Genomic DNA, 24,373 nt, shown 5'->3' on the forward strand with positions numbered 1-24,373 from the left:
CTGGTGTGGACGCTGGCCGTTAATCCTCGCGCTTGGGCGGGAACATGGAATCGGGGCGATCCCCTGTCCAGGACAACAAGGAGACCGGCTGGCCTTCCCCCGATGCTCCAGTGGAGCAGGCCTCGGGTGCTCCCATGCCCAGGTCATGGAAGATCTCATCACTCTGGCGCGCTGGATCGACGCCGCCGAAAGGATCGAGAGCGGAAATGCCACGCGGGGTTTCCGGGGAGGCGGTGGGGATCACATAGCGATCGTCATACTTGGCGATGGACAGCAGGCGATACATAGCCTCCATGTCCTTACCTGTCATGCCCACGGCCTGAGCGATCTCCTCCTGCGGTTCGTTACCGAGGTTGATATCACGCATATAGGAGCGCATGGCCACGAGACGGCGCAGGGACTTTTCCACCGGCACAGTATCGCCCGCAGTGAAGAGGCCCGCGAGGTACTCCAGCGGGATGCGCATATTCGACAACGCACTGAAGAGAATCTTGTGGTCTTCACCGTCATTGCCGGTGGCGCTGACTTGGTCCACGATGGGAGACAGCGGCGGGATGTACCAGACCATGGGGAGGGTGCGGAACTCTGGGTGCAGAGGCAGGGCCACACCGTAGGTGAAGATGAGGTCGTAGATTGGTGAGTTCTGCGCGGCATCGATCCAAGAATGCGGGATACCTTCGGCCTGCGCGGCGCGCACCACCTCAGGGTCGTGGGGGTCGAGCATCACGGACTTCTGTGCCTCGAAGAGGTCCTTCTCGTCCTCAACGGCAGCAGCCTCTGCTACGCGGTCGGCGTCATAAAGGATGACGCCCAGGTAGCGCAGGCGACCGACGCAAGTCTCGGAGCACACGGTGGGCTGGCCCACCTCAAGGCGCGGGTAGCACAGCGTACATTTCTCCGCTTTGCCGGTCTTGTGGTTGAAGTACACCTTCTTATAAGGGCAGCCGGAGACGCACATGCGCCAGCCTCGGCAGCGATCCTGATCCACGAGCACGATGCCGTCCTCAGTGCGCTTATACATGGCACCTGAAGGGCATGAGGAGACGCAGGTGGGGTTGAGGCAGTGCTCGCAAATGCGCGGCAGGTAGAACATGAAGGAGTCTTCGATCTCCTTCTTTACCTGCAGGTTCATCGCATGCAACGTGGGGTCTTGGTCCAGCGTTTCCGTCGAACCGCCCAGGTTATCGTCCCAGTTGGAGGACCATTCAATCTTGTTGATCTCGCGGCCATCGATTTGGGAGACCGGCTTGGCGGTGGGCTGGGTCTTCTGCCCAGGTTTGGCTCCCATGAGGTCCTCATATTGGTAGGACCAGGGTTCGTAGTAGTCCTTGATGGTGGGCAGGTTGGGGTTGTGGAAGAGGGTGGCAAGCTTCTTGAGGCGGCCGCCTGCCTTGGGTTTGAGCCCGCCGCTGGATGTGCGCTCCCAGCCGCCCTTCCACTTCTCCTGGTCCTCCCAGGTGCGCGGGTAGCCCACGCCGGGGCGGGTCTCTACGTTGTTGAACCAGATGTACTCAGTGCCTTCGCGGTTGGTCCAGGCCTGCTTACAGGTCACTGAACAAGTGTGACAGCCGATGCACTTGTCCAGGTTCATGATCATGGAGATTTGTGCCATGACTTTCATTAGTACGTAACCTCCTGTGAACGACGGCGTACGCGGGTGACTTCGTCGCGGTTATTGCCGGTGGGGCCGATGTAGTTGAAGTGGTAGGTCAGCTGGCCGTAGCCACCAGCAATGTGCACCGGCTTAATGGAAATACGGGTCAGCGAGTTGTGCGTACCGCCGCGGCGCCCAGTGTGCTCGTTGAGCGGGGTGCCAACGGTGCGCTCCTGGGCGTGGTTGCAGATCATGGTGCCTTCCGGGATGCGGTGAGAGACAATCGCACGCGCGGAGACCACACCGTTGCGGTTATAGACCTCCACCCACTCGTTATCGCTCACGCCAATCTTGGCGGCGTCCTTATCGGACATCCACACCACCTGGCCACCACGTGAAATGGAGAGCACGTGAAGGTTGTCAAAGTACTGCGAGTGGATGGACCACTTGTTGTGTGTGGTCAAGTACCGCAGCGTGACTTCGACTTCACCGCGCTCGTTCTGCAGAGTTTGGCCCGGGGCGAACTCGCCGTGCATGCGCACGTGGTCGAGAGGTGGGCGGAAAATCGGCAGGGCTTCGCCGTAGTCGAGGAACCAGTCGTGGTCCACGTAGTACTGCATGCGCCCCGTCACGGTGTGCCAGGGTTTATCAAACTCCACGTTGATGCTGAACGCCGTGTAGCGGCGCTTCCCGCGCTTGTCCGCGGTCCACTCCGGCGACGTGATGACTTCAGTCGGGCGTTCCTTAATGGAGTCCCAAGTAATGCGCACATCCTCGTCCGAGGCGCCCAGCGGGGTGAGGTCCTTGCCCGTGCGTGAAGAGAGGAACTCAAATCCCTGCTTGGCCAGCTCGCCGTTGGAGACACCAGAAAGGTGAAGGATGGCGTCGATGACCTTGGTGTCCTTGGTGAGGTCAACCAGTTGGCCCTGCGAGGTCTCTGAGGTGCCGCAGATAAGCTCCAATTCCTTGACCTGCTTGGACACATCGAACTTGGTGCCATGCACGCCGGTTCCGGCCTTCGCCGGCAGGGGACCAAGGTGCGTCCACTTCTCGTAGATCTTGGTGTAATCGCGCTCGACAACGTGCAGCTTGGGCATGGTCTTGCCCGGAATAAGGTGCTGCTTGTCGACGTCCGGCACCACACCGCGCGGCATTCCCATCTCATCGGGGGAGTCGTGGTGGGAAGGCTGCGTGATGATATCGGTCTGAGTACCCAGCCACTTGACCGCCTTATCTGACAGCGAGGCCGCCAAGTCCCTGAAGACCTCGAAATCAGTGCGCGCCTCCCACGGCGGGTTGATGGCGGCATTGAAGGAGTGCAAGTAGGGGTGCATGTCCGTGGAAGACATGTCGTGCTTCTCGTACCAGGTAGCCGCCGGCATGATGATGTCAGAGACCAGCGTGGTCGAGGTGTTGCGGAAATCCGTCGTCATCATCAGGTCGAGCTTGCCTTCAGGAGCTTCGTCGACCCACTTGATGGTCTTGGGACGATCCTCTTCGCTGAGCTCCTCGGCGTTGGCATCAGAGTCCACGCCCAGCAGGTGACGCAGGAAGAACTCCGTTCCCTTAGCGGAGGACCCCAGAAGGTTGGTGCGCCAGTTGAGCAGGATGCGCGGCCAGTTTTCCTCAGCGGAGGGGTTGTCGTAAGAGAACTCCAACTCGCCAGTACCAAGCTTCTCCACGACATAGTCAGAGATATCCTTGCCTGCCTGTTTAGCCTCTTCCGCGATGATGAGGTTGTTCTTATTGAACTGCGGATAGGCCGGCATCCAACCACGGCGCATGGATTCAGCCATGGTGTCCGACACCATCTTGTCGCCGATACTGCCGCGGGTGGCCAAGGGGGAGCCCAGATGCGAGGCACGGGAATTGTCATACCGGTACTGCTCGGTGGCGAAGTAGTAGAAACCAGTGGAGATCATGTGACGCGGCGGGCGCTGCCAGTCTGTCGCCATAGCCCACTGGGTCCAGCCGTTGATGGGGCGCAGTTTTTCCTGGCCCACGTAATGAGCCCAGCCGCCGCCGTTGACGCCCTGCGTGCCGCACATGGAGGTCAGGGCCAGGAACGTGCGGTAGATGGTGTCAGCGTGGAAGTAGTGGTTGACACCGGCTCCCATGATGATTTGGGAGCGACCCTTGGAGTCCGCAGCGTTTTGGGCAAACTCACGTCCGATTCGGATGGCGGTCTCTGCCGGCACACCGGTAAGCTCTTCTTGCCATGCCGGGGTTCCTACCTCGCTGGAGTCGAAGAAGTCCTTCGGCCAACTGCCGGGGAGATTCAGCTCGGGGCGCTCAACGCCGTAGTGGGCCAGCATGATGTCGAAGACGGTGGTCACCTTCGTGCCATTCACGTCACGCACGGGGACTCCGCGGTGGACGATGCCCGCGCCAATGGGGCCATGACCGCCATCGGCGGTTTCTCCCTCCACGTCGGCGTCGAGATCGAAGCGGGGGAAGAGAACCTCGGCGGTGCTAAACTCGTCGGTCTCGGCGATAGACATCACTGAGTCAACGTTGTCCTGCGAGAGGTTCCACTTGGCGGAGTCCATATCCCAGCGGTCGGCCATCGTGCCGCCCGGGTCCACGATGCGGCCGTTGGCCTCCATCACGAGTGTGCGGGACTCAGCATTGGCGGACTGCGCCAGGGGGTCAGTGTCCAGCTCAGCAGCGGTGAGGAACTTGCCCGGGGTGTAGGTGCCATCCTCGCGCTCATCGAGGGTGATGAGGAAGGGCGCGTCGGTGTACTTGCGCATGTAGCTGAGGAAATAAGGCTCTTGGCGCTCGACGTGGAAGGTCTTGAGGATGACATGCCCCATGGCAAAAGCGAGGGCAGCATCTGTGCCGGGTTCAATGCGTGCCCACTCGTCGGCGAATTTGGTGTTATCCGCAAAATCGGGAGAGACCACGACCACCTTGGTGCCCTTATAACGGGCCTCGACCATGAAGTGAGCATCCGGGGTGCGGGTGACCGGGATATTCGAGCCCCACATCATGAGATAGGAAGAGTTGTACCAATCTCCGGACTCTGGCACATCGGTCTGGTCACCAAAAGTCTGCGGTGATGCTGGCGGGAGGTCAGCGTACCAATCGTAGAAGGATAGCGCGACGCCGCCGATCATTTGCAGGAAACGAGTTCCCGCACCATAGGAGACCTGGGACATAGCGGGAATGACGGTGAAACCGAAGATGCGGTCCGGGCCGTACTTGCGCAGCGTGTAGACGTGTGCGGCGGCCGCGATGTCGATGGCTTCTTCGTAGGAGATGCGGATGAGACCGCCTTTTCCTCGCTGGGAGACGTAGGCGCGGCGCTTTTCAGGATCCTCCTGAATTGCCTTCCACGCCAGGACGGAATTCCCGTCGTGCTTAGCCTTTTCTTCACGGAACATGTCCACCAAGACACCGCGGGCGTAGGGATAACGTACGCGAGTGGGTGAATAGGTGTACCACGAGAAGGAAGCGCCGCGCGGGCAACCGCGGGGTTCGTACTCCGGCATGTCAGCGCCGGTGGTGGGGTAGTCCACAGCTTGGGACTCCCAGGTGATGACTCCGTCCTTGACGTAGACCTTCCACGAGCACGAGCCGGTGCAGTTGACACCGTGCGTGGAGCGGACCATCTTGTCGAAGGCCCAGCGGTTGCGGTAGAAGACATCAGCTTGACGGCCACCGCGGAGGAAGAGTTGCTGGCCCGAGTCGCTGGCTTCGCCCTTGCGGAGGTGCGCGCCTAGCTTGAACAGCGGGTTTTGTTTGTCGTTGTTGGGCCCATCGTAATAAGCCATGTGGTGGTCTCCTTGAGATAAGTTTCGCGGGGAGAGTCTGTAGCCCCGGTGCGGTTAGCCAGGGAACGGGGCATTGGGGCGGGCGTAGTAGACCCACACCAAGACTGTGGTGATGGCGAAGTACACCACGCAACCCCAGAAGAACGCGGCGGCCGGCATCATGGACAGCAGGACGCCCACGACGAAAGGACCGAAGGCGCCGATCGCGCCGGTCCAGCCAATGACACCGCCAGCTTGGCGCGGCGGCAGGATCATAGGCATCTGTTTAAAGGTTCCGGCGTTACCCAGACCGGTGAAGAAGAACATGATGAGCATTGAACCCAAGAACCACCAGAACTGATCCGGGCTGGAGGGATTCAGGAAGAGTGCGGCGACAGCCGTGAAAACGGTCATTCCCGCACAACCAATGAAGGTCCAGATCGCGCCGCCGAACTTATCGCACAGCGGGCCCCAGAGAGCGCGTACGAGCGCACCAATGAGTGGGCCGAGGAATGCAAAGGCTGCTCCCTTAGGGAGGTTGTCGTAGGAACCGGCGAACTGGGAGTCCGCGCCGAAAGTCTGGTTGATGAGGAGCGCCATCTGGGCGGCGAATCCGGAGAAAGCACCGAAAGTCATGAGATAAACCACGGTGAGAATCCAGGTATTCTTGTTGCCGAAGATGTCTATCTGCTGACGGAAGTTGGCTTTGACCGGCACGTCCTTAAGAACCATCCACGCGACGACGGCGCCGACGAGTGCCCAGGGAACGAGGAAGATGGCGGGGTTGTGGACGAAGATCTCGCCGGTGTCGGTGCGCTGCGGAGCGACAAAGCCGATACCCAGCAGGGTGAATCCCATAAGCCACGGTGCCACGAGCTGGATGAAGGAGATGCCGAAGTTACCGATTCCTGCCTGGATGCCCAGGGCGGTGCCGGACATGCGCTTGGGAAAGAAGTAACCAGTGGAGGGCATGAATCCGGAGAAAACGCCGCCGCCAATACCGGAGAGGAAGGATAGGGTGAGCAGCCACCAGTACGGGGTAGAGGTGTCCTGCACTGCAAAGAACCAGCCCAACATGGGGATGATGAAGAGCAGCGAGGAGAGACTGACTAGTTTTCGGGTGCCGATCATTGCCGGCAGGAACATGAATAGTAGACGGAAGAGTCCGCAAGATAGGCCTGCGATGGAGGTCAGCCAATAGAGCTGTGGCTTGGTGAGATCGAAACCAATCTGGTTGAGCATCGGTGCGATGGCAGACACCAGGTACCAGGTGGCAAAACCGATGATCAGAACGAAAGTGGATACCCACAGAGTGCGCCAGGCAATTTTAGAGTCCCAGCGGGCGGGATCTTCTGGATCCCAGCCTTGGATGACCTTTCCTGAGGTGGTGAGAGCTGACATGATGCCTCTCTTGGTCGAAGTGAACCTGTAACTGCCAAAGTACCCGAGTATCTCCGTTAATATGGCATTTAACAAGAAGAATCTCGTGGAAAATAACGACACAAAAATGTTGCGAAATTCTTTGTCGCTCGGATTTCTACGGGACGGCTGTGTGTGGATTTCAACTTCTGCGATTCTTAACCACTGGAGGAAGAAACATGACGCCATGGACGACATCCATCATCGTCGCCTCGGACCGGGTACTCCGCGGGGAGAAAGCCAATAACGCTGGTTTTCGCGCACAGGAGCTAGCCAAGGAATTCGGCTGCGCGGTGGTGAGCTCCACGGTGGTGGCGGAAAACTTTGAAGCAATCGATGAGGCATTAAGAGCCGCGTTGGAGTCAGGCGCACAGGTGGTAATCATCATTGGTGCAACCGGCACTCATGTTGGAAACGTCACTCCGGAGGTTAGCGAGCGCTACGTGCGCGTGCGCCTACATGGTGTGGAGACCCAAGTGCTCATGGAGGGGCTGAAGAATTCGCCAAAGGCTGGACTGTGCCGGGGCATCATCGGCCTTGACCACCACGGCGGAAACCTCATCATCAATAGTGCATCCTCCCGTGGGGCGGTGGAGGACACCCTTGGTGTGGTGCTGCCTTTGGTGCCGGACATTTTCGGCAGTTGCAGTAGCGGTGACTCTAAACCGAACCACTAATTCTTTGCTCATAAGTCCGCAATTCCTGCGGGGTATCGTAGTCGCGGACCTCCTCACCCACCTGGACGACAGCTACCGAGTCCGCGGCGCGGAGAAGCGAGCGTGCGGAGCGATTGTGCACACGGCCCAGGCGCGTCAATGCGCGGCCTAGAGCGTCAACACGCCACACCGCGCATAGTGGTTGAATCTGGTTTCCTGCGGCAGCAACCGCAACTGAATGCTCACCGAGTCCATCGATGAGGTGCGGAATAGCTATTGGGGACTCCGGCGCGTCGACGGCCAAAACCGCAACGAGTTCGCGCTGAGAGTGCTGAGCTGAGTCGCCTCTTGTGAGGAAGCGGTAGCCAGCCGCGATGCCCGCGGTGGGCCCGCCGTAGAGCGGTGATTCGCAGACCTGCGGGAGGCCCAGCCAGTGTGGGGATACCACCACGCTAGGCGTGCCATAAGGCAGGTAACTGTGCAGCCTGTCGACTAAGCGCTGCCCGCCGACGCGCAGGCTGGCCTTGTCCGCTCCGCCCATGCGGCTGCCACGACCACCGGCGACGATGATGGTGGCATAGGGCGCAGTTCTGGCTAACATGCGGGCAACTCGCGGGACCAGTCACCCGAGCGCCCACCGGACTTGGCGGTAATGCCACAGCGGCGGATGTACGCGGAGCGATCGACACCCTTAACCATGTCAATGATGGATAGTGCTGCCACGTTCACCGCGGTTAAGGCTTCCATTTCCACACCAGTGCGGTCGGCCGTGCGTACGGTGGCCTCGATAAAGACGTGCTCCTCGGCCAGGGAGATGTTGAGTTCACAGCCATGCACACCGATGGTGTGGGCCAAGGGGAGGAGATCCGGAACCTTCTTGGCCGCGGAAATGCCTGCTACCCGCGCCACCGCAAGGACGTCGCCCTTCGGGACGGTGCCATCGCGCAGCGCGCTAAGAACCTCTGGGGAGCAAGCCACTTCGCCCTGTGCGGTGGCAGAGCGCACCGTGGGCTGCTTCTCAGTGACATCGACCATGTAGGCCGAACCGGACTCGTTGAGGTGGGTGAACTTCATGGGTATTTCTCCTTGCTAGAACAGGTAAATCGTTAAGCTGTTATGTACTTCTTCACCAGCATGAACTGCCGCGAAACCGTGCGTGCCTGACAACGAGGCCACGAGGTGACTGCCTACTGTGCGGTGACTAAAAGGTGCGGCCACGGGTACAGGGCCCCGGAAATCCACGTGCACAGGTATCAACGTGGTTTTCGCCGGCGCAGCCGCCGGGAATTTCGTCGCATCGATGGTGGCGTTCACGTGTGGGCGCTGCCAGGGTGTCTCCGGGCGCGGATGCCCTGCCAATGCAGCGATCGCCTGACTGACATAAAGGTGAAAAGACATAAACGCCGCTACCGGATTGCCCGGCAAACTCAGCACCGGTGTGTCCTTCCATTTGGCCTGCCCCTGGGGAGCACCAGGCTTGTGCGCCACGTGCCCGAACCAGGCGCCCTGGTTCTGGCCTAGGGTTTCATGCACGACATCAAAGGCTCCTGCTGAGACCCCGCCGGTCGTGACAATGAGATCACAGCGTTCAGCGAGAGCGTCCAGCTTCGAAGCAAGCTCAGCCGCGTCGTCGCTGCTGTGAAGCGTGTCGATGACCTCCGCGCCGGCCTGGCACGCGAGTGCGCTGAGCATGGGACCATTGGAGTCAGGTATGCGTGTACCGGACTCTGCTGATGCAGTGAGATCATCGTGCGTCTGCCCGCTGAGCTCGGCCCCGGTAGAAATAATCCCAACGCGCGGGCGCAGATACACACTGACGCGTGACACCCCAGCGGAGAGTAGGGCGGCGAGCGTTCCGGCGTCGACAAGCTCGCCAGCGCGCGCAATGACCTCCCCTTGGGCTATGTGCTCGCCACGGGACCGGATGTGACGGCGATGTGGCGCCTCGGTGATAGTGACCTGTTGAGGCACGGGCTGCGGGCCCGGCGCAGTGGTAGTCAATTCGACCGGCACCACACAGAGAGCCGAGTGCTCTTCAGGCACTGGGCCACCAGTCATGATGCGCACAGCCTGGCCTGGGGAAGGCTCGAGCGGAGTACTGCCGGCGGGGACATCACCAACCACCGGAAGCGTCCACGGGCCCGGACCGCCCTCGAGGCTAGAGGCGTGGAGGAGAAAACCATCCATTGCGGAATTGCTAAACGGTGGCAGAGGGAACTTCGCATAAACATCCTGTGCCAACACCAGCCCCACGATGGAGGCATCGACGTCACGCTCGTGACTACGCAGTGGGGATGAGCTGAGAACAAGATCGAGCACCGCGGTGAAGTGCTCCTCTAGGGTGCGGGCGTTGCCCGGGCCGGAAGCACTATGTGGGGAAGCAAAAGGAACAGGTGAATGAGAAGAATTCAGCACGTCAATAGCCTAACAGCGGGATTAAAAGGAACCTTGTAGCGCTTATCCGCCGATTGCAGACATAGGGCGGTCTGGCTGCAAAAAACCTTCGTCGTTAACACCATGGCCTGGAAGCTTGGCCCACATCTCCTTGGCCCACGCGTGTGCCAACTCGGAATCGCTGGCTCCGGCGCGCATGAGATCCCGCAGCGAGGTTTCCGAGTTGCCAAAGAGGCAGTTGCGCACAGCGCCGTCGGTGGTCAGCCGGGTGCGGTCGCAACTGCCGCAGAAAGGACGCGTCACGGAAGCGATGACACCAATGCGCCCTGAGGGAGTGTCAGCATCGAGCCCGGTTGCCTCCCACAGCGCCGCTGGGGCGGAACCCCGCTGCTCGCCCGCAGGTTGCAAGGTGAATGCCTCAGCGAGGCGGGCGAGGATATCATCAGCGGTCACCATCTGTTCCCGATTCCATTGATCGCGCGGCCCCAACGGCATCTGCTCAATAAAACGTAGCTGTGCACCGTGGCCAAGGCAGTAGCGTGCCAAGGGGATGATGTCCTCTTCATTTACCCCGGGCATCACCACAGCATTGACTTTGACCGTGCCTAGACGGCCTTCGCGGTGGGCGGCAGTTGCGGCTTCGATGGCAGCAAAGACATCGATGAGCCTGTCGCGCCGGGTGAGTCGGGCATAGAGGTCAGGATCAATGGTGTCTAGGGAGATGTTGACGCGGTCAAGCCCCGCCTCAATGAGGCCGTCTAGGCGGCGGGGCAGTCCCAAGCCGTTCGTGGTCAGGGCGGTGGCGGGAGCCAGCTGTTCGTCCGTCTGCAGCTGCGTCGTGGCGGCGACTATCTTCTCTAGCGACTTGCGCAGCAAAGGTTCGCCGCCGGTAAAACGCACCTGGCGGATGCCCAATTGGGTCACAGCAATTCTGATGAGGCGGATAGTCTCTTCATCGCTGAGTGTCTGTTCAGTGGGCATCCACTCGAGGCCCTCGGCGGGCATGCAATACGTGCAACGCAGGTTGCAGCGATCCGTCAGCGAGACGCGAAGGTCGCGTGCTTGGCGTCCGTAACGGTCGAGCAGGTCGCGGCGACCATCGCTTAGGGCAGGCGGCAGGTCCGGAGGCGTTGCGTCGGCCCCGCCGCGGGGGATTCCGCGTGGGGAGGGCGTAGGCAGGAAGACGCGATCAGACATTAACCACACTTTAGCCGGAGTAAAAGCAGATCTATAGTCGCTCAGCCCCTTTATTGCGGTGTGCCCTCTTCGGCGTCTAAGCGCTGCGCCTCACCCGGGCCCTTCAGGCGAATGATGTTGTACTCGCCTTCCGCCAGGTGGGCGCGCAGGTCCTTCTTATCGAATTTGCCCACCGAGGTTTTGTCGATGGATTTCACGAAGGTCCAATACTCCGGCAGCATCCAGGAGGGCAGCTCAGAGCGCATGCCATTGCGTAGACGCTCAGCGGTCTCAATGGTGGGACTGATGCCTGCGGCGAGCACGGTGACGGCTAGCGGGCGCTCGACCCACTGCTTGTCGGGGTAGCCAATGACAGCGCATTCGAGCACCACTGGGTTGGCCATGATGAGGTTCTCCAACTGCACGGAGTAGATCCACTCACCACCGGACCGGATGACATCGCGCGCGCGATCCTCCACGGTAAGGAAGCCATCCTCGTTGACGAATCCGACGTCGCCGGTGCGCAGCCAGCCGTCGGCTGTGAACTTCGAGGCCGCATCCTCGACATCCTTGCCGCGGAACTCGTGGGCAGCACCGCCATCCTCTGAGGTGGGTGAGTGATAGTAGGAGCCGGTGACCAAGTTGCCGCGGACCTGAATCTCGCCCGCATTGCGGTCGGTGGTGTTGACCACGTGGCCGTCGTTGACCACGCGGTATTCCAGGGCGGCAGGGAAGCGACCTTGGGAAATGCGGTAGGCCCAGCGGGCCTCACCCGAGGCGCCTGAGGGCGGGCGCGCCACGGTACCTACCGTGGTGGTTTCCGCCATACCCCACACGTGGACCACGTCCACGCCGTAGCGCTCTTCCCAACTCTTGATGAGCTGCGGTGGCACAGGGGAGCCGCCAGCGAAGATCTCCGTCAGCGTCATGCGCTCTGGTGGGTTCTTGAGGTAGTGCACGAAGAGCTGGATCCAGATGGTGGGCACGCCATGCGCCACGCGTGGGGAGGTGGCGGCGATGATCTTGGCCAGGGTGGCGGGGGAGACGTCGGCGTCGGGAAGCACCAGCGGCGTGCCCGTCATCCACGCCGCAAAGGGAACTCCCCAGCTCAGGACGTGGTAGATGGGGATGCAGCACAGGAAGGTCTCACCGTGGGTCACACACAGGGAATCGGAGGAACGCAGCTGCATACCTTCCAAGTACAGGGCGCGGTGGGAGTAGAGCACGCCCTTTGGCGCACCGGTGGTGCCGGTGGAATAGCACAGGGCGGCGGCGGTGTGTTCATCCAGAACCGGCCAGTCATATACGGTGGAGCGCCCATCTAGCAGTTGCTCATAGCTATAAATCTCGACGTTGCCCGGCAGAGCGGTGCTGGGCTTGTCGACGCCCGTGAACACCACCGCACGCACACAGTCCACGCCTTCCAGAACCTGGGCTAGTTGCTCGGCGAGGCGACAATCCGCGACGATGACGCGGACCTCGGCGTGGTTGATGATGTGCCGGATCTGATCATTCATCAGCTGCTTGTTGAGCGGGGTAAACACCGCGCCCTTGCAGGCAGTGCCGAAAAGCACCTCGAGGTGCTCGGCGCAATTCCACATCAAGGAGCCCACGCGTTCATCACCGGTGATGCCGAGGGTGTCATGCAGGGCGTGGGCGAAGGCAGCGGCGCGAGCGCCGATATCGGCGAAGGTGGTTTCTTCGCGTTCATTGCCGGGATTGGCGCTGTGCCACGTAACCACCTGGGTTTGGCCGTGGACAGTGGAACCGTACTCCAGGATGCGAGTGAGGGACAGCGGGATATCCTGCATTGTGGAGAGCATGCGCACTACTTTAGCCGTGTCAGTGTGAGCGCGGTGGAAGGATGCGGTATAGTTGTCGGCGACTGGCGGGGAAGGCCTTCTCCGCACCTCCGAGCTCCCTCCACGGCGCACACACCTGCGGTGAAAACTCATGGCAGTCCAACGGTGCACGCGACGGTGAGAGGGGAGAGACACGCTCGCAGTCGCCTTCTTAAAATATCTCCCCGCGATTGACCCGCGGCCGCTTCCTCGAGAACTTTTCAGGAGTTCTGCAAGGAGTTCTTCATGTTCTGTACCGCAGGGCCGGAGAGGGGGGAGAGCCAAAGAAAACCACCGCCCACGGGGATCGCCGTCGCGTGAACTCGCTGGTGGCGGTGGACCATCTCAATTACACACTGGCTTCCAACGCCCATTCGGAGCGGCACCGCGCACAGTGCAGGTGCAGCACAAGAAACAGCGCGCGTTGGTGAAGCGACGAAAGGATATCCGTGAGCGATACGGACAAGACCGCAGCACAGGATCTCGCATCCCTGAAGCTGCCGGAATTGCGCAAGCTGGCTGCGGAGCGCGGACTTCGCGGCGTTTCTGGCCTGCGCAAGGGGGACCTCATTACCGCACTGACCACCGGCCAGGTTCCGGCACGCGGCGCGAAGGCTGCTGCCGAGGGCGAAGCTAAGGACGCACAGCCGCGTCGCGCCGCCCGCAAGGCCTCGCGCCCTGCCGGTGCTGCTGAGCAAGCCTCCGAGCAGTCGGAGCAGGATAAGAAGCGCCAGCAGGAGCAGCCGCAGCAGCAATCCGAGAATGCCCGCAAGGGCGAGGACGGTGCTCAAGAGTCTGAGCACAAGGGCGGCCACGACGAGCAGCGCTATGAGTCTCGCTCCCAGGCCCGCCGCGCCCGCCGTAACCGTGCGCGCCGTCAGGAGCGCGAGGCCCGCGAAGAGTCCAAGGGCAACGGGAATGACAACGGCGCCGAGGACAACAATGCCAAGTCGGACAACAACGGCAAGTCCGAGGAGAACCAGTCCCGTGGCGGAAAGAACTCCGACAACGGTGACCACGGTAACGGTGGCAATGGCAACAACGGCGGTGGCAATAACGGGGGCGGCAACAACAACCGCCGCGATAACCACCGCAACGACGATGACAACAATGGTGGCGGTGGCCGCCGTAACCGTCGTAACCGTCGCAACCGCCGCGGGCGTGACCGCGATGGCGGCGGCAACGGTGGCAATGACCTGCAGATCCGCGAGGGCGATGAAGTACAGGTAGTTGGCGGCATCCTCGAGGTCGTGGACAACAACGTGGCCTTCCTGCGCACCACCGGTTACCGCGCGGCGAGCTCCGATGTCTTCGTCAACAACAACCTCGTGCGCCGCTTGGGCCTGCGCTCTGGCGACGCCCTGACCGGCAAGGTCAAGGTTTCCGGCCCGACTCACACCCACGGCAACGGCCGCAACCGCCGCAAGTACAACCAGCTGGTGGAGGTTGACACCGTCAACGGCCTGGATCCGTCCACCGCGAAGGAGCGCCCGGACTTCGCCAAGCTCACCCCGCTGTACCCGAACCAGCGCCTGCGTTTGGAGACGGACCCGAAGATCCTCACCACCCGCGTCATCGACCTCATCATGCCGATTGGTAAGGGCCAGCGCGCGCTCATCGTCTCCCCGCCGAAGGCCGGTAAGACGACGATCCTGCAGAACATTGCCAACGCCATCGCCACGAACAACCCGGAGTGCTACCTCATGGTGGTCCTCGTGGACGAGCGCCCCGAAGAGGTCACGGACATGCAGCGCAGCGTCAACGGTGAGGTCATTGCCTCCACCTTTGACCGCCCGCCGTCAGAGCACACCTCCGTGGCGGAGCTGGCTATCGAGCGTGCCAAGCGTCTGGTGGAGCAGGGCAAGGACGTCGTCGTTCTGCTCGACTCCATCACCCGCCTGGGCCGCGCCTACAACAACTCCTCCCCGGCGTCGGGCCGCATCCTGTCCGGTGGTGTGGACTCCAACGCCCTGTACCCGCCGAAGCGCTTCTTGGGCGCTGCCCGCAACATCGAAAACGGTGGCTCACTGACCATCATCGCTACCGCGATGGTGGAGACCGGTTCCACCGGTGACACCGTCATCTTCGAGGAGTTCAAGGGCACCGGCAACGCCGAGCTCAAGCTCGACCGCGCCATCTCCGAGCGCCGCATCTTCCCGGCTGTGGACGTCAACCCCTCCGGTACCCGTAAGGACGAGCTCCTGCTGGTTCCGGAGGAGGCACGCATCATGACCAAGCTGCGCCGCATCCTTTCCGGCCTGGACTCCTTCGCTGCCATTGACCTGCTCATCAAGCAGCTTAAGAAGACCCGCTCCAACGGCGAGTTCCTCATGCAGGTCGCTTCGTCCGCGCCCATGGCGGCAGATACGGACGAGGAGGACTACAAGTAATGTCTAATCAGGTTTCCCTCGTTGATGACATCATCTCCGAGTACCAAGGCATCGAAATGCAGATGGCTGACCCGGAAGTAGCCGGGGATCAGTCGCAATTCCGCAAGCTGTCCAAGCGCTACGCTGAGCTGCGCCCCATCGTCGCCGTCAACGAAGAATTGGTTCAGGCCCGCCAGGACTTGGCCGATGCCAAAGAGATGGCCTACGAGGATCACGAGTTTCAGTCTGAGGTTGACCGACTCGAGCCGCTCGTTGTGCAGCTGGAGGAGCAACTCGCGGATCTGCTAGCCCCGCGCGATGAGCATGACTCCGAGGACATCATCATGGAGATCAAGGCCGGTGCCGGTGGCGAAGAGGCAGCGCTCTTCGCCGGCGACCTGGCCCGCATGTATGAGCGCTTCGCCGACAAGGCAGGTTTCCAGTGGGAGGTTCTGGGCCTCAACGAGTCCGACCTCGGCGGCGTGAAGGATATGTCCATTTCCTTCAAGTCCAAGACCCCCTCGCGCGATGGCGCGTGGAGCGTGTTCAAGTTTGAAGGAGGCGTCCACCGTGTACAGCGCGTGCCGGTGACCGAGTCCCAGGGCCGCATCCAGACCTCTGCGGCTGGTGTGCTGGTCTACCCGGAGCCGGAGGAGATCGACTCTGTCAACATCGATGACAAGGACATCCGTGTCGACGTTTACCGTTCCTCCGGTAAGGGTGGTCAGGGCGTGAACACCACTGACTCCGCTGTGCGTATTACCCACCTGCCCACTGGCTTGGTGGTGACCTGTCAGAAGGAGCGCTCGCAGATTCAGAACAAGGCGCGTGCCCTGCAGGTGCTGCAAGCTCGCCTGGATCAGATGGAGCGCGAGGCCCGCGAGGCCGAGGCTGGCGAGCAGCGTGCCTCTCAGGTGCGCACCATGGACCGCTCGGAGCGCATCCGCACCTATAACTGGCCGGAGAACCGCATCACCGATCACCGCATTGGTTACAAGGCCAACAACCTTGACTCCGTGCTCGACGGCGATATGCAGGATCTCATTGAGGCTCTGCAGGCTCAGGAGCGCGCGGAGCGCCTTGAGGCTGAAGGCTAGAAGGCTAAGGCACGGTTAGATACGGTGACTTTTCACACCTATAAGGAGGCGCTTCGTGATGCCACGGAGCGCCTTCGCGCTGCCGGGGTACCTTCACCCGAGTGGGATGCGCGGCTGTTGGCGGCCCACCTCATTCACTGCGGGCACATGGATATCCCGCTTAACGAGGCTCCGGTCCCCGGCTTTGACGTGGCATACGGGGCGTTGGTGGGGCGTCGTGAAGCGCGCGAGCCCCTTCAACACATCCTGGGAGTGGCGTGGTTTGGACCCCTCGAACTCGAGGTGGGCCCCGGCGTGTTCATCCCGCGCCCGGAGACGGAGGTGCTTGCCGACTGGGGAGTTAAATTTCTAAAGAAATTTAACTCGTTGGGGACGACGAAGACTAACGCGCGTCCTCCCCGCGTCGTGGATTTGTGCGCTGGATCCGGTGCGCTGGCCTTATACGCCGCCCACTACGTGCCGCAGTCCGAGGTGGGGGCAGTGGAGCTTGCCGCCGCCGCCCTGGCCTACACCCGCCGCAATGCCGCGAGTACTGTGCGCGACGGTGCGGGATCGGTGGACGTGGTCCAGGGCGACGTCACCGACTCTGAGCTCTTGCTGAAGCTGCACGGCACCGTTGACCTCGTGCTGACCAACCCGCCCTACGTCCCCGAGACCCCGGACCTGGATCCGGAGGTCTACCAAGACCCCCACGAGGCGGTGTTTGGGGGAGAAGACGGCATGGAGACCATCACCGCGATGATTCCGACCATCGCTGCGCTGCTGCGCCCCGGCGGAAAAGTTGGTATTGAACACGATGATGACACCTCCGAGCAGGTGCAAGAGGCCCTGCGCGCGCATGGCGGGTTCACGCACATCGAGGTGCTCAAGGATCTGACTGGCACCGCCCGCTTTGTCACGGCCGAGCGGGGAGTACAGTAGATTGGTCGAAGATTGGTCGACAAGCCGATAGGAACGGGATTAAGGAGAGACCAATGCAGGGACAGATTTATAACTGTGCGGACGCGGCAGAACGCGAAGAAGGAATGGCCCTTGCCGTCAAGGCGGCCAAGTCGGGGCGGCTCGTCGTGATGCCCACCGATACGTTGTACGGGTTGGGCTGCGATGCCTTCGATAATGATGCCGTCGCCAGCCTGCTGGCCACTAAGCACCGCGGCCCAGACATGCCGGTGCCGGTCCTCGTGGGATCCTGGGACACCGTGAAAGGCCTTGTCGCCTCTTTGGATGACACCGCGCAAACACTCATCGAGGCCTTCTGGCCGGGTGGTCTGTCCATTGTGGTCCCCCAAGCGCCTTCGCTTCCCTGGAACCTGGGCGATACCCGCGGCACGGTGATGCTGCGCATGCCACTGCACCCGATTGCTATTGAGCTTTTGCGCGAGGTCGGCCCCATGGCGGTGTCCTCTGCGAATATCTCTGGACAGACTCCGCCCACCACCGCGATTGCTGCGAAGCAGCAGTTGGGCAAGGCGGTCACGGTCTACCTCGACGGGGGAGAAGCTGAGGTGGGCAAGCCTTCCACCATTATCGATCTGTCTGGCCCGCGTCCCTACCTCTTGCGCGAAGGCGCGCTGAGCTCCGAGCAGATTGGTGAAGTCATCGGAGTCTCCGCCGAATCGCTGCGCACCCGCCCGGGCGCCCAATCCTCTTAAGGAGACTTTAGTGGCTGGAACCGGAGTGCCGCTGCGCGAGCTAGCGTTGGTGATATTCGTCGCCGCGGCGTTTACCTACCTCACCACCGGACTGGTGCGCACCTTCTTAGTGCGCAGCGGCCAGGTGGCGGAGATCCGCCTGCGCGATAGTCACTCCCAGCCCACCCCGCAGCTTGGCGGAGTGGCGATGTTTACGGGTTTTGCCGCCGCCGTCTATCTCGCAGGCCAGCTTCCAGCCTTGACTCGCGGCTTTATGCCCGTCACGCCAGAGATGAACGCTGTGCTCTGGTCCGCTGCCGCCATCGTGGTTGTCGGTGTGGTGGACGACCTGTTGGAGCTAAGCGCTTTGGTCAAACTCATCGGGCAGCTCGTAGCCGCGGCCATCATGAGCGGATTGGGGCTGACGTGGACGCTTCTCTTTCTGCCTTTTGGTGATGGAACCACGGTCATCCTTGACCAGGTCCAGGGAACACTCTTGACTACTTTCTTTACCGTACTGCTCATTAATGCCATCAACTTCGTCGACGGCCTCGACGGCTTGGCGGCTGGACTGGGAATGATTGCCGGCGGAGCCATCCTGGTTTTCTCCTTGACTGTTCTGCATGACCAGGGCGGTACAGTATCGGCTTATCCGCCCGCGATTATTGCGGCGGCGCTCGTTGGTGTGTGTGCCGGATTCCTTCCGCACAATTTCGAGCCCTCCCGCATCTTCATGGGGGATAGCGGGGCGATGCTGATTGGTTTGTTGCTTGCCGCGGCGTCGACCTCAGCATCCGGCAAGATCAACATGTCCCTCTACGGCACCGTGGACATTGTGGCGCTGATGTCACCCGTCATCGTCGTTATCGCTGCGGTCTTTGTTCCAGTCCTGGACCTTGTCTGGGCGGTTATTCGGCGTGTTTCGCAGGGGCGCTCGCCCTTCGCTGCCGACAAGGCCCACATTCACCACCGGTTGCTGTCGCTGGGGCACACGCATCGCCGCACGGTGCTTGTGCTCTATCTGTGGGTCTCCGCGGTAGCTTTCGGGGCGGTTTCTTTCTCTATCGTTCCGGCCCCCGTCGCGGTGGCGCTGGCTGTTTTCGCGCTCCTCGTAGCCTTTGGCGTGACCTTGATTCCGCTGCGCCAAGGCAAGATTGGCCGCCGTCCGCGTTCTACTAGCGTGGTGCTGGAAACGGATCCTTCCTGAGGTAGGGTATGGGGCTGTGACTGATTCAACGACTTCCGAAGAGCTATCGCCCTATGACGATCATCGTCGTCCCCTCAAGCGCGCCCTGCGCCTCGGGGTCATTGGCCTCGTCGTAGTGACCATCGCGTCCTTGGCTATCTGGGGTGGCGTCCGCGGGTTGCCTGGTATCTGGGGAGTGCTTGTCGGCGCTGCTATCGGAGGCGGCTTCGTGCTCTTTACCGCAGCGTCGGTGCTTCTCACCGCGCGGACTACTCCCTCGACCACGATGGCTGTGGTACTCGGCGGCTGGTTGCTCAAGGTGGTCATCCTGATCATGGTGCTGTTGCTGATTAAGGACTTGGAGTTCTATGACACGATGGCGCTGTTCGTGACTGTGTTGCTAGCACTAGCGGTGACGCTGGGAACCGAGGTCTGGGGCGTCATTACCTCCAACGTGACCTACGTGTCCTAATGCGCCTTAATCTTCATCAAAAGCCACTGCTTCCGGTGACCCCGGGAGGGTGGCTTTTTGTGTAGTAAGACGCTCCTTTCAGCATGCTCATTACCCCCGTCAAGGTGGGAAAACGTGGGTATGTGACCAAATACACTCAGCAGGGTTTTGGCAGAATGCGGGCCTTTTATGAGGCTTTCTAGTGCTGGGCTGTGCCTTTAGGCTCGCAACACTGCCCCCACGTGCGAAAACTTGAGGGCGAACTGATAGCATTCTCTTCGGGTTACCGCGGGTTAGCGTCATGCTATCCCGAAAAAGTACGGTTTATCCTTGCCCTGTTTACGCTGATGTGCGACGGAGTCCGTGAGCAGGGCAAAGAGCTTGAGACGTCCATCGCACCACATAGCCTTCGACAAGCTGTGTGGCCCGAACACGGGAGAGAACGCTGAGCGTTACGACATTGGCCATGAAGGGTGAGTTTCACGCACCCGAACTGGATCCAGAATTTTTCCCGGGGCACGTAACCGATGATGGTGATGTCGTCGATCTTTTGTTCGCCGATTTCGCCAACGGTTGGTTCGCTTTGGATCGCATCATGCTGGTTCGCCTGTTCATGGCGGCTATCTTGGTGCTCCTTTTTGTTGTCGCCTTCAGGAACCCGAAGTTGGTTCCTAAAGGATTGCAAAACGTAGCGGAGCATGCGATTGACTTCGTACGAATTCACATCGCAGAAGACATTCTGGGCCGCAAGGAAGGACGCCGTTTCCTTCCTATCTTGGCCACGATCTTCTTCGGTGTTTTGTTCTGGAACGTGGCAACCATTGTTCCAGCCCTAAACATCTCTCCGAATGCTCGTATCGGTATGCCAATCGTGCTGGCAGTCGTTGCGTACATTGCCATGATTTACGCCGGCGCAAAGCGCTTTGGCTTCGGCAAGTTCATCAAGTCCTCGGTGGTTATTCCTAACCTTCCACCGCTGCTGCACGTGCTTGTTGTACCGATTGAGGCTTTCTCTACGTTTGTCATGCGTCCAGTCACGCTGGCTCTTCGTCTTATGGCGAACTTCCTGGCTGGTCACCTCATTTTGGTCCTGTTGTACTCGGCAACGAACTTCTTCTTCTTCCAGTTCAACGGTTGGACCGCACTGAGTGGCCTCACTCTGGTCGCAGCGGTTCTGTTCACGCTGTACGAAATTATCGTCATCTTCCTGCAGGCATACATTTTCGCCCTGCTGACGGCGGTATACATCGAACTGTCGCTGCATGCAGATTCGCACTAACAACAACGCGAACCTCGCGGTTAACTAAATACCCCAGAAATCACCACTTCCCCCGCGGAACAATTCGCGGGAAAACATTGAAAGGGAACGACTTTCATCATGAACGAAATCATTCTTGCTCAGGCTGCTGACGAGTCCACCCTCAAGGGCCTCGGCGCTATCGGCTACGGCATCGCAACCATCGGCCCGGGTCTGGGCATCGGTATCCTCGTCGGCAAGACCGTCGAGGGCATGGCTCGCCAGCCGGAGATGGCCGGCCAGCTGCGTACCACCATGTTCCTGGGTATCGCCTTCGTTGAGGCCCTGGCACTTATCGGCCTCGTTGCAGGCTTCCTGTTCTAAAGAGCGCTTTACACAAAGTAAATCGAACTTTAAGAACGGAGCCCCATGAACAACGTCATTTACTACCTTGCAGCAGAGGGAAGTGAGCACCTGCCGCTGGAGAGCGGCAACTCCATCCTTCTGCCCAAGATGTACGACTTGGTCTGGTCGATCATTCCGTTCGCCATCATCCTGATTGTGTTCTGGAAGCTTGTTCTTCCGGCATACAACAAGATGCTGCAGGAGCGTGAAGACCGGATCGAAGGTGGCCTTAAGCGTGCGGAGGCTCAGCAGGCCGAAGCAAAGGCCGCTCTGGAAAAGTACAATGCTCAGCTCGCTGACGCTCGAGCAGAGGCTGCGGAGATCCGCGAGCAGGCGCGCGAGCGCGGCAAGCTGATCGAGGCAGAGGCTAAGGAAGCTGCAGAGGAAGAGTCTCGTCGCATCCTGACCGCCGGCGAGAAGCAGCTTGAAGCTTCCCGTGCACAGGTCGTGTCTGAGCTGCGTTCCGACATCGGACAGAACTCCATCAACCTGGCAGAGAAGCTGCTCGGCGGCGAACTTTCGGACGCCACCAAGCAGTCCTCCACGATTGATAACTTCCTGTCCGAGCTCGACACTGTGGCACCGGCCGGAAAGTAGGCAACGATGAAGGCAGCTAGCCGCGAAGCACTCGCTACCGTTGAGTCCAAGCTGGATGAGTTTCTCTCCAGCGACCGCTCGGTAGCGACTGCTACCCAGGCAGGCCAGGACCTCTTCGAGGTGGTCCGCGTCCTCGACGGCGACCGCGAACTGCGCGTCGCGCTGACCGACGACGCCGCCACCGCTGAGGAGCGCAAGTCCCTGGTCCAGACCCTTTTCGGCGGGAAGGTCTCCCCGGTAGCACTCCAGGTGCTGCAGGAGGCCGCCGCCGCACAGTGGTCGACGCCGCGTGATATCGCCCGTGGCCTTATCATCCTCGGCCGCCGCGCACTGCTGCGTGGCGCTGAGTTTGAGGGCAAGCTGGGCCAGGTAGAAGACGAGCTCTTCTCCCTGTCGCGCGTGCTTGACCGCGAAGGCGAACTGACCCAGCTGCTTTCAGACCGTACTGCTACGTCCGATCGCAAGGTCGGGCTGCTGGCAAGCGTGCTCTACGGCAAGGTCACGATGGTTACTGAGGCGCTCGCGCTGCAGGCCATTGGCCGCCCGGAGCAGAACCCGATTGATGATCTCGCCGGTTTGGCGGACACCGCAGCCAAGCTGCAGGGCCGTACCATCGCGCGAGTGACCACCGCGGGTGAGCTGAACGATAGCCAGCGGGCAGCACTCGCTGAAAAGCTGGGCAAAATTTATGGTCGTGCGATGTCCATCCACTCTGAGGTTGACACCAGCCTCCTCGGTGGTATGACCATCCGCGTCGGCGACGAAGTCATCGATGGCTCGACGGCAGGCAAGATTGCTCGCCTTCGTGCGCAGATGGCATAAGCCGAAACGACAGAAACGATTAAGTAATTGCTGGAAGATACTACCGAGAGCAGGAAGAACATGGCGGAGCTGACGATCTCCTCCGACGAGATCCGTAGCGCGATTGCGAACTACACCTCGAGCTACTCCGCGGAGGCCTCCCGTGAGGAGGTCGGCGTGGTCATTTCGGCAGCTGACGGTATTGCGCAGGTTTCGGGCCTGCCGTCCGTCATGGCGAATGAGCTGCTCGAGTTCCCCGGCGGCGTGATTGGCGTCGCACAGAACCTTGACACCAACTCCATCGGTGTCGTGGTCTTGGGCAACTTCGAGTCGCTTAAAGAAGGCGACGAGGTCAAGAGGACCGGCGAGGTTCTCTCCATCCCTGTGGGCGAGGAATTCCTCGGCCGCGTAATTAACCCCCTGGGCCAGCCGATCGACGGCATGGGCCCGATCACCGCTGAAGAGGACCGCGTCCTCGAGCTGCAGGCACCGTCCGTGCTGCAGCGTCAGCCGGTGGAAGAGCCGATGCAGACCGGCATCAAGGCTATTGACGCGATGACCCCGATTGGTCGCGGTCAGCGTCAGTTGATCATTGGTGACCGTAAGACGGGTAAGACCGCTGTCTGTATCGACACCATCCTGAACCAGAAGGCTAACTGGGAATCTGGCGACAAGAACAAGCAGGTCCGCTGCATCTACGTCGCCATCGGCCAGAAGGGCTCCACCATTGCTGGTGTGCGCCACACCCTGGAGCAGCACGGCGCCCTGGAGTACACCACCATCGTGGCGGCTCCGGCATCCGATGCCGCCGGCTTCAAGTGGCTGGCACCGTTCTCCGGTGCAGCTCTGGGCCAGCACTGGATGTACCAGGGCAACCACGTCCTGATCATTTACGATGATCTGACCAAGCAGGCTGAGGCCTACCGTGCGATTTCCCTTCTTCTGCGCCGTCCGCCGGGCCGCGAGGCTTACCCGGGCGACGTCTTCTACCTCCACTCCCGTCTGCTGGAGCGCGCAGCGAAGCTCTCCGACGACATGGGTGCAGGTTCCATGACCGCATTGCCGATCATCGAGACCAAGGCGAACGACGTCTCCGCCTTCATTCCGACCAACGTTATTTCTATTACCGACGGCCAGGTCTTCCTGGAGTCCGACCTGTTCAACCAGGGCGTCCGTCCGGCAATTAACGTCGGTGTGTCGGTCTCCCGTGTTGGTGGTGCCGCACAGACCAAGGGTATGAAGAAGGTCGCCGGTAACCTGCGTCTTGAGCTGGCTGCCTACCGCGATCTGCAGGCCTTCGCGGCCTTCGCATCCGACCTGGATCCGGCATCCAAGGCTCAGCTGGAGCGCGGCGAGCGCCTCGTCGAGCTGCTTAAGCAGTCCGAGTCCTCCCCGCAGCCTGTCGAGTACCAGATGGTGTCCATCTTCCTCGCAGACCAGGGCATCTTCGACGTCGTTCCCGTCGAGGACGTACGCCGCTTCGAGAAGGAGCTGCACGATCACCTCAACTCTGCAACCCCGCAGGTGTTCGAGCAGATCCAGGGCGGCACCGCTCTGACCGACGAGTCCAAGGATGCACTTGTTGCAGCAGCTAAGGACTTCATTCCGTCCTTCCGCACGACCGAGGGCAACAACCTCGGCACCGAGGCGCCGGTTGACCCGCTCGCCGCGGATGATGTGAATAAGACCGAGCTCAACGTCTCCCGCAAGACGGCCAAATAGAGTTTCGCACGCTCTAAGAATTAACCGTCTAGAAAGAGAAGG

The 24,373-nt window shown here is 60.8% G+C and carries 20 protein-coding genes; 12 read left to right on the plus strand and 8 right to left on the minus strand.

The window, feature by feature from the left end:
• Positions 1–19: 19 nt before the first annotated feature.
• The 3 genes from narH to HMPREF2978_RS02660 are packed head-to-tail and all read right to left on the minus strand — an operon-like array spanning position 20 to position 6,750.
• A complete protein-coding gene (narH, locus tag HMPREF2978_RS02650) occupies positions 20–1,621 on the minus strand; it encodes a nitrate reductase subunit beta (protein ID WP_070528803.1) in 1,602 nt (533 codons plus the stop codon).
• The gene (locus tag HMPREF2978_RS02655) at positions 1,621–5,370 is read right to left on the minus strand and encodes a nitrate reductase subunit alpha (protein WP_070743946.1); all 3,750 of its coding nucleotides are present in this window, start codon (positions 5,368–5,370) and stop codon (positions 1,621–1,623) included. The genes narH and HMPREF2978_RS02655 overlap by 1 nt, the downstream gene beginning before the upstream one ends.
• A gap of 54 nt (positions 5,371–5,424) precedes the next feature.
• Positions 5,425–6,750 (minus strand): nitrate/nitrite transporter, encoded by a 1,326-nt coding sequence (locus HMPREF2978_RS02660; RefSeq protein ID WP_070528793.1) that lies wholly within the window; start codon positions 6,748–6,750, stop codon positions 5,425–5,427.
• A gap of 197 nt (positions 6,751–6,947) precedes the next feature.
• Between HMPREF2978_RS02660 and HMPREF2978_RS02665 the strand changes: the two genes are divergently transcribed.
• The gene (locus HMPREF2978_RS02665; RefSeq protein ID WP_070528789.1) at positions 6,948–7,445 is read left to right on the plus strand and encodes a molybdopterin-binding protein; all 498 of its coding nucleotides are present in this window, start codon (positions 6,948–6,950) and stop codon (positions 7,443–7,445) included.
• Here HMPREF2978_RS02665 and HMPREF2978_RS02670 read toward each other — a convergent pair.
• Genes HMPREF2978_RS02670 through HMPREF2978_RS02690 form a run of 5 tightly spaced genes read right to left on the minus strand, consistent with a single transcriptional unit; the run spans position 7,429 to position 12,817 of the window.
• Positions 7,429–8,025, minus strand: coding sequence for a molybdenum cofactor guanylyltransferase (locus HMPREF2978_RS02670; RefSeq protein WP_070528786.1), 597 nt, complete (start codon positions 8,023–8,025; stop codon positions 7,429–7,431). The two genes, HMPREF2978_RS02665 and HMPREF2978_RS02670, sit on opposite strands and share 17 nt — an antisense overlap.
• On the minus strand, positions 8,019–8,498 hold the full coding sequence (moaC, locus tag HMPREF2978_RS02675; protein ID WP_070528782.1) for a cyclic pyranopterin monophosphate synthase MoaC: 480 nt from the start codon (positions 8,496–8,498) through the stop codon (positions 8,019–8,021). The genes HMPREF2978_RS02670 and moaC overlap by 7 nt, the downstream gene beginning before the upstream one ends.
• Before the next feature lie 15 nt (positions 8,499–8,513).
• Entirely contained in the window at positions 8,514–9,839 is a 1,326-nt protein-coding gene (locus HMPREF2978_RS02680) for a molybdopterin molybdotransferase MoeA (RefSeq protein WP_246818717.1), read from the minus strand.
• Between the two features lie 42 nt (positions 9,840–9,881).
• Positions 9,882–11,015: a GTP 3',8-cyclase MoaA gene (gene moaA / locus HMPREF2978_RS02685; protein ID WP_070528773.1), complete on the minus strand. Its 1,134-nt coding sequence runs from the start codon at positions 11,013–11,015 to the stop codon at positions 9,882–9,884.
• A gap of 50 nt (positions 11,016–11,065) precedes the next feature.
• On the minus strand, positions 11,066–12,817 hold the full coding sequence (locus tag HMPREF2978_RS02690; RefSeq protein ID WP_070743951.1) for a long-chain fatty-acid--CoA ligase: 1,752 nt from the start codon (positions 12,815–12,817) through the stop codon (positions 11,066–11,068).
• Between the two features lie 467 nt (positions 12,818–13,284).
• Between HMPREF2978_RS02690 and rho the strand changes: the two genes are divergently transcribed.
• The 11 genes from rho to atpA all read left to right on the plus strand — a co-directional run bounded on the left by rho (position 13,285) and on the right by atpA (position 24,331).
• The gene (gene rho, locus HMPREF2978_RS02695; protein ID WP_070528766.1) at positions 13,285–15,225 is read left to right on the plus strand and encodes a transcription termination factor Rho; all 1,941 of its coding nucleotides are present in this window, start codon (positions 13,285–13,287) and stop codon (positions 15,223–15,225) included.
• Positions 15,225–16,301: a peptide chain release factor 1 gene (gene prfA, locus HMPREF2978_RS02700; RefSeq protein ID WP_010187085.1), complete on the plus strand. Its 1,077-nt coding sequence runs from the start codon at positions 15,225–15,227 to the stop codon at positions 16,299–16,301. The genes rho and prfA overlap by 1 nt, the downstream gene beginning before the upstream one ends.
• A gap of 24 nt (positions 16,302–16,325) precedes the next feature.
• Positions 16,326–17,222 (plus strand): peptide chain release factor N(5)-glutamine methyltransferase, encoded by an 897-nt coding sequence (gene prmC / locus HMPREF2978_RS02705; protein WP_070743953.1) that lies wholly within the window; start codon positions 16,326–16,328, stop codon positions 17,220–17,222.
• Positions 17,223–17,275: 53 nt separating this feature from the next.
• Positions 17,276–17,953 carry an L-threonylcarbamoyladenylate synthase gene (locus HMPREF2978_RS02710; RefSeq protein WP_070743955.1) on the plus strand — a complete coding sequence of 226 codons (678 nt, stop codon included), beginning with the start codon at positions 17,276–17,278 and terminating at the stop codon, positions 17,951–17,953.
• A gap of 10 nt (positions 17,954–17,963) precedes the next feature.
• The gene (locus HMPREF2978_RS02715; protein WP_070528758.1) at positions 17,964–19,139 is read left to right on the plus strand and encodes an MraY family glycosyltransferase; all 1,176 of its coding nucleotides are present in this window, start codon (positions 17,964–17,966) and stop codon (positions 19,137–19,139) included.
• A 16-nt stretch (positions 19,140–19,155) separates the two neighbouring features.
• Complete coding sequence (locus HMPREF2978_RS02720) at positions 19,156–19,590, plus strand: Cg1360 family ATP-synthase-associated protein (RefSeq protein WP_010187077.1); 435 nt, start codon at positions 19,156–19,158, stop codon at positions 19,588–19,590.
• A 445-nt stretch (positions 19,591–20,035) separates the two neighbouring features.
• The gene (gene atpB, locus HMPREF2978_RS02725) at positions 20,036–20,848 is read left to right on the plus strand and encodes a F0F1 ATP synthase subunit A (RefSeq protein ID WP_070528755.1); all 813 of its coding nucleotides are present in this window, start codon (positions 20,036–20,038) and stop codon (positions 20,846–20,848) included.
• A 99-nt stretch (positions 20,849–20,947) separates the two neighbouring features.
• Positions 20,948–21,190 (plus strand): ATP synthase F0 subunit C, encoded by a 243-nt coding sequence (locus HMPREF2978_RS02730; protein WP_010187073.1) that lies wholly within the window; start codon positions 20,948–20,950, stop codon positions 21,188–21,190.
• A gap of 45 nt (positions 21,191–21,235) precedes the next feature.
• Entirely contained in the window at positions 21,236–21,808 is a 573-nt protein-coding gene (locus tag HMPREF2978_RS02735) for a F0F1 ATP synthase subunit B (RefSeq protein ID WP_046648931.1), read from the plus strand.
• Between the two features lie 6 nt (positions 21,809–21,814).
• A complete protein-coding gene (locus HMPREF2978_RS02740; protein WP_070528752.1) occupies positions 21,815–22,630 on the plus strand; it encodes a F0F1 ATP synthase subunit delta in 816 nt (271 codons plus the stop codon).
• A gap of 60 nt (positions 22,631–22,690) precedes the next feature.
• Positions 22,691–24,331: a F0F1 ATP synthase subunit alpha gene (gene atpA / locus HMPREF2978_RS02745; protein ID WP_070528750.1), complete on the plus strand. Its 1,641-nt coding sequence runs from the start codon at positions 22,691–22,693 to the stop codon at positions 24,329–24,331.
• The last annotated feature ends 42 nt before the right edge of the window (positions 24,332–24,373 follow it).

Origin of the sequence: Corynebacterium sp. HMSC074C01 (genome assembly GCF_001814605.1) — a bacterium.
Classification (GTDB): domain Bacteria; phylum Actinomycetota; class Actinomycetes; order Mycobacteriales; family Mycobacteriaceae; genus Corynebacterium.

What these genes read in the sequence shown, in the direction of transcription:
- atpB (WP_070528755.1), top strand. Translation starts at nt 20,036, where the DNA reads ATGAAGGGTGAGTTTCACGCACCCGAACTGGATCCAGAATTTTTCCCG.
- HMPREF2978_RS02735 (WP_046648931.1), top strand. Translation starts at nt 21,236, where the DNA reads ATGAACAACGTCATTTACTACCTTGCAGCAGAGGGAAGTGAGCACCTG.
- HMPREF2978_RS02740 (WP_070528752.1), top strand. Translation starts at nt 21,815, where the DNA reads ATGAAGGCAGCTAGCCGCGAAGCACTCGCTACCGTTGAGTCCAAGCTG.
- narH (WP_070528803.1), bottom strand. Translation starts at nt 1,621, where the DNA reads ATGAAAGTCATGGCACAAATCTCCATGATCATGAACCTGGACAAGTGC.
- HMPREF2978_RS02710 (WP_070743955.1), top strand. Translation starts at nt 17,276, where the DNA reads ATGCAGGGACAGATTTATAACTGTGCGGACGCGGCAGAACGCGAAGAA.
- HMPREF2978_RS02670 (WP_070528786.1), bottom strand. Translation starts at nt 8,025, where the DNA reads ATGTTAGCCAGAACTGCGCCCTATGCCACCATCATCGTCGCCGGTGGT.
- atpA (WP_070528750.1), top strand. Translation starts at nt 22,691, where the DNA reads ATGGCGGAGCTGACGATCTCCTCCGACGAGATCCGTAGCGCGATTGCG.
- HMPREF2978_RS02730 (WP_010187073.1), top strand. Translation starts at nt 20,948, where the DNA reads ATGAACGAAATCATTCTTGCTCAGGCTGCTGACGAGTCCACCCTCAAG.
- HMPREF2978_RS02655 (WP_070743946.1), bottom strand. Translation starts at nt 5,370, where the DNA reads ATGGCTTATTACGATGGGCCCAACAACGACAAACAAAACCCGCTGTTC.
- HMPREF2978_RS02665 (WP_070528789.1), top strand. Translation starts at nt 6,948, where the DNA reads ATGACGCCATGGACGACATCCATCATCGTCGCCTCGGACCGGGTACTC.
- HMPREF2978_RS02690 (WP_070743951.1), bottom strand. Translation starts at nt 12,817, where the DNA reads ATGCTCTCCACAATGCAGGATATCCCGCTGTCCCTCACTCGCATCCTG.
- moaC (WP_070528782.1), bottom strand. Translation starts at nt 8,498, where the DNA reads ATGAAGTTCACCCACCTCAACGAGTCCGGTTCGGCCTACATGGTCGAT.
- HMPREF2978_RS02660 (WP_070528793.1), bottom strand. Translation starts at nt 6,750, where the DNA reads ATGTCAGCTCTCACCACCTCAGGAAAGGTCATCCAAGGCTGGGATCCA.
- moaA (WP_070528773.1), bottom strand. Translation starts at nt 11,015, where the DNA reads ATGTCTGATCGCGTCTTCCTGCCTACGCCCTCCCCACGCGGAATCCCC.
- prfA (WP_010187085.1), top strand. Translation starts at nt 15,225, where the DNA reads ATGTCTAATCAGGTTTCCCTCGTTGATGACATCATCTCCGAGTACCAA.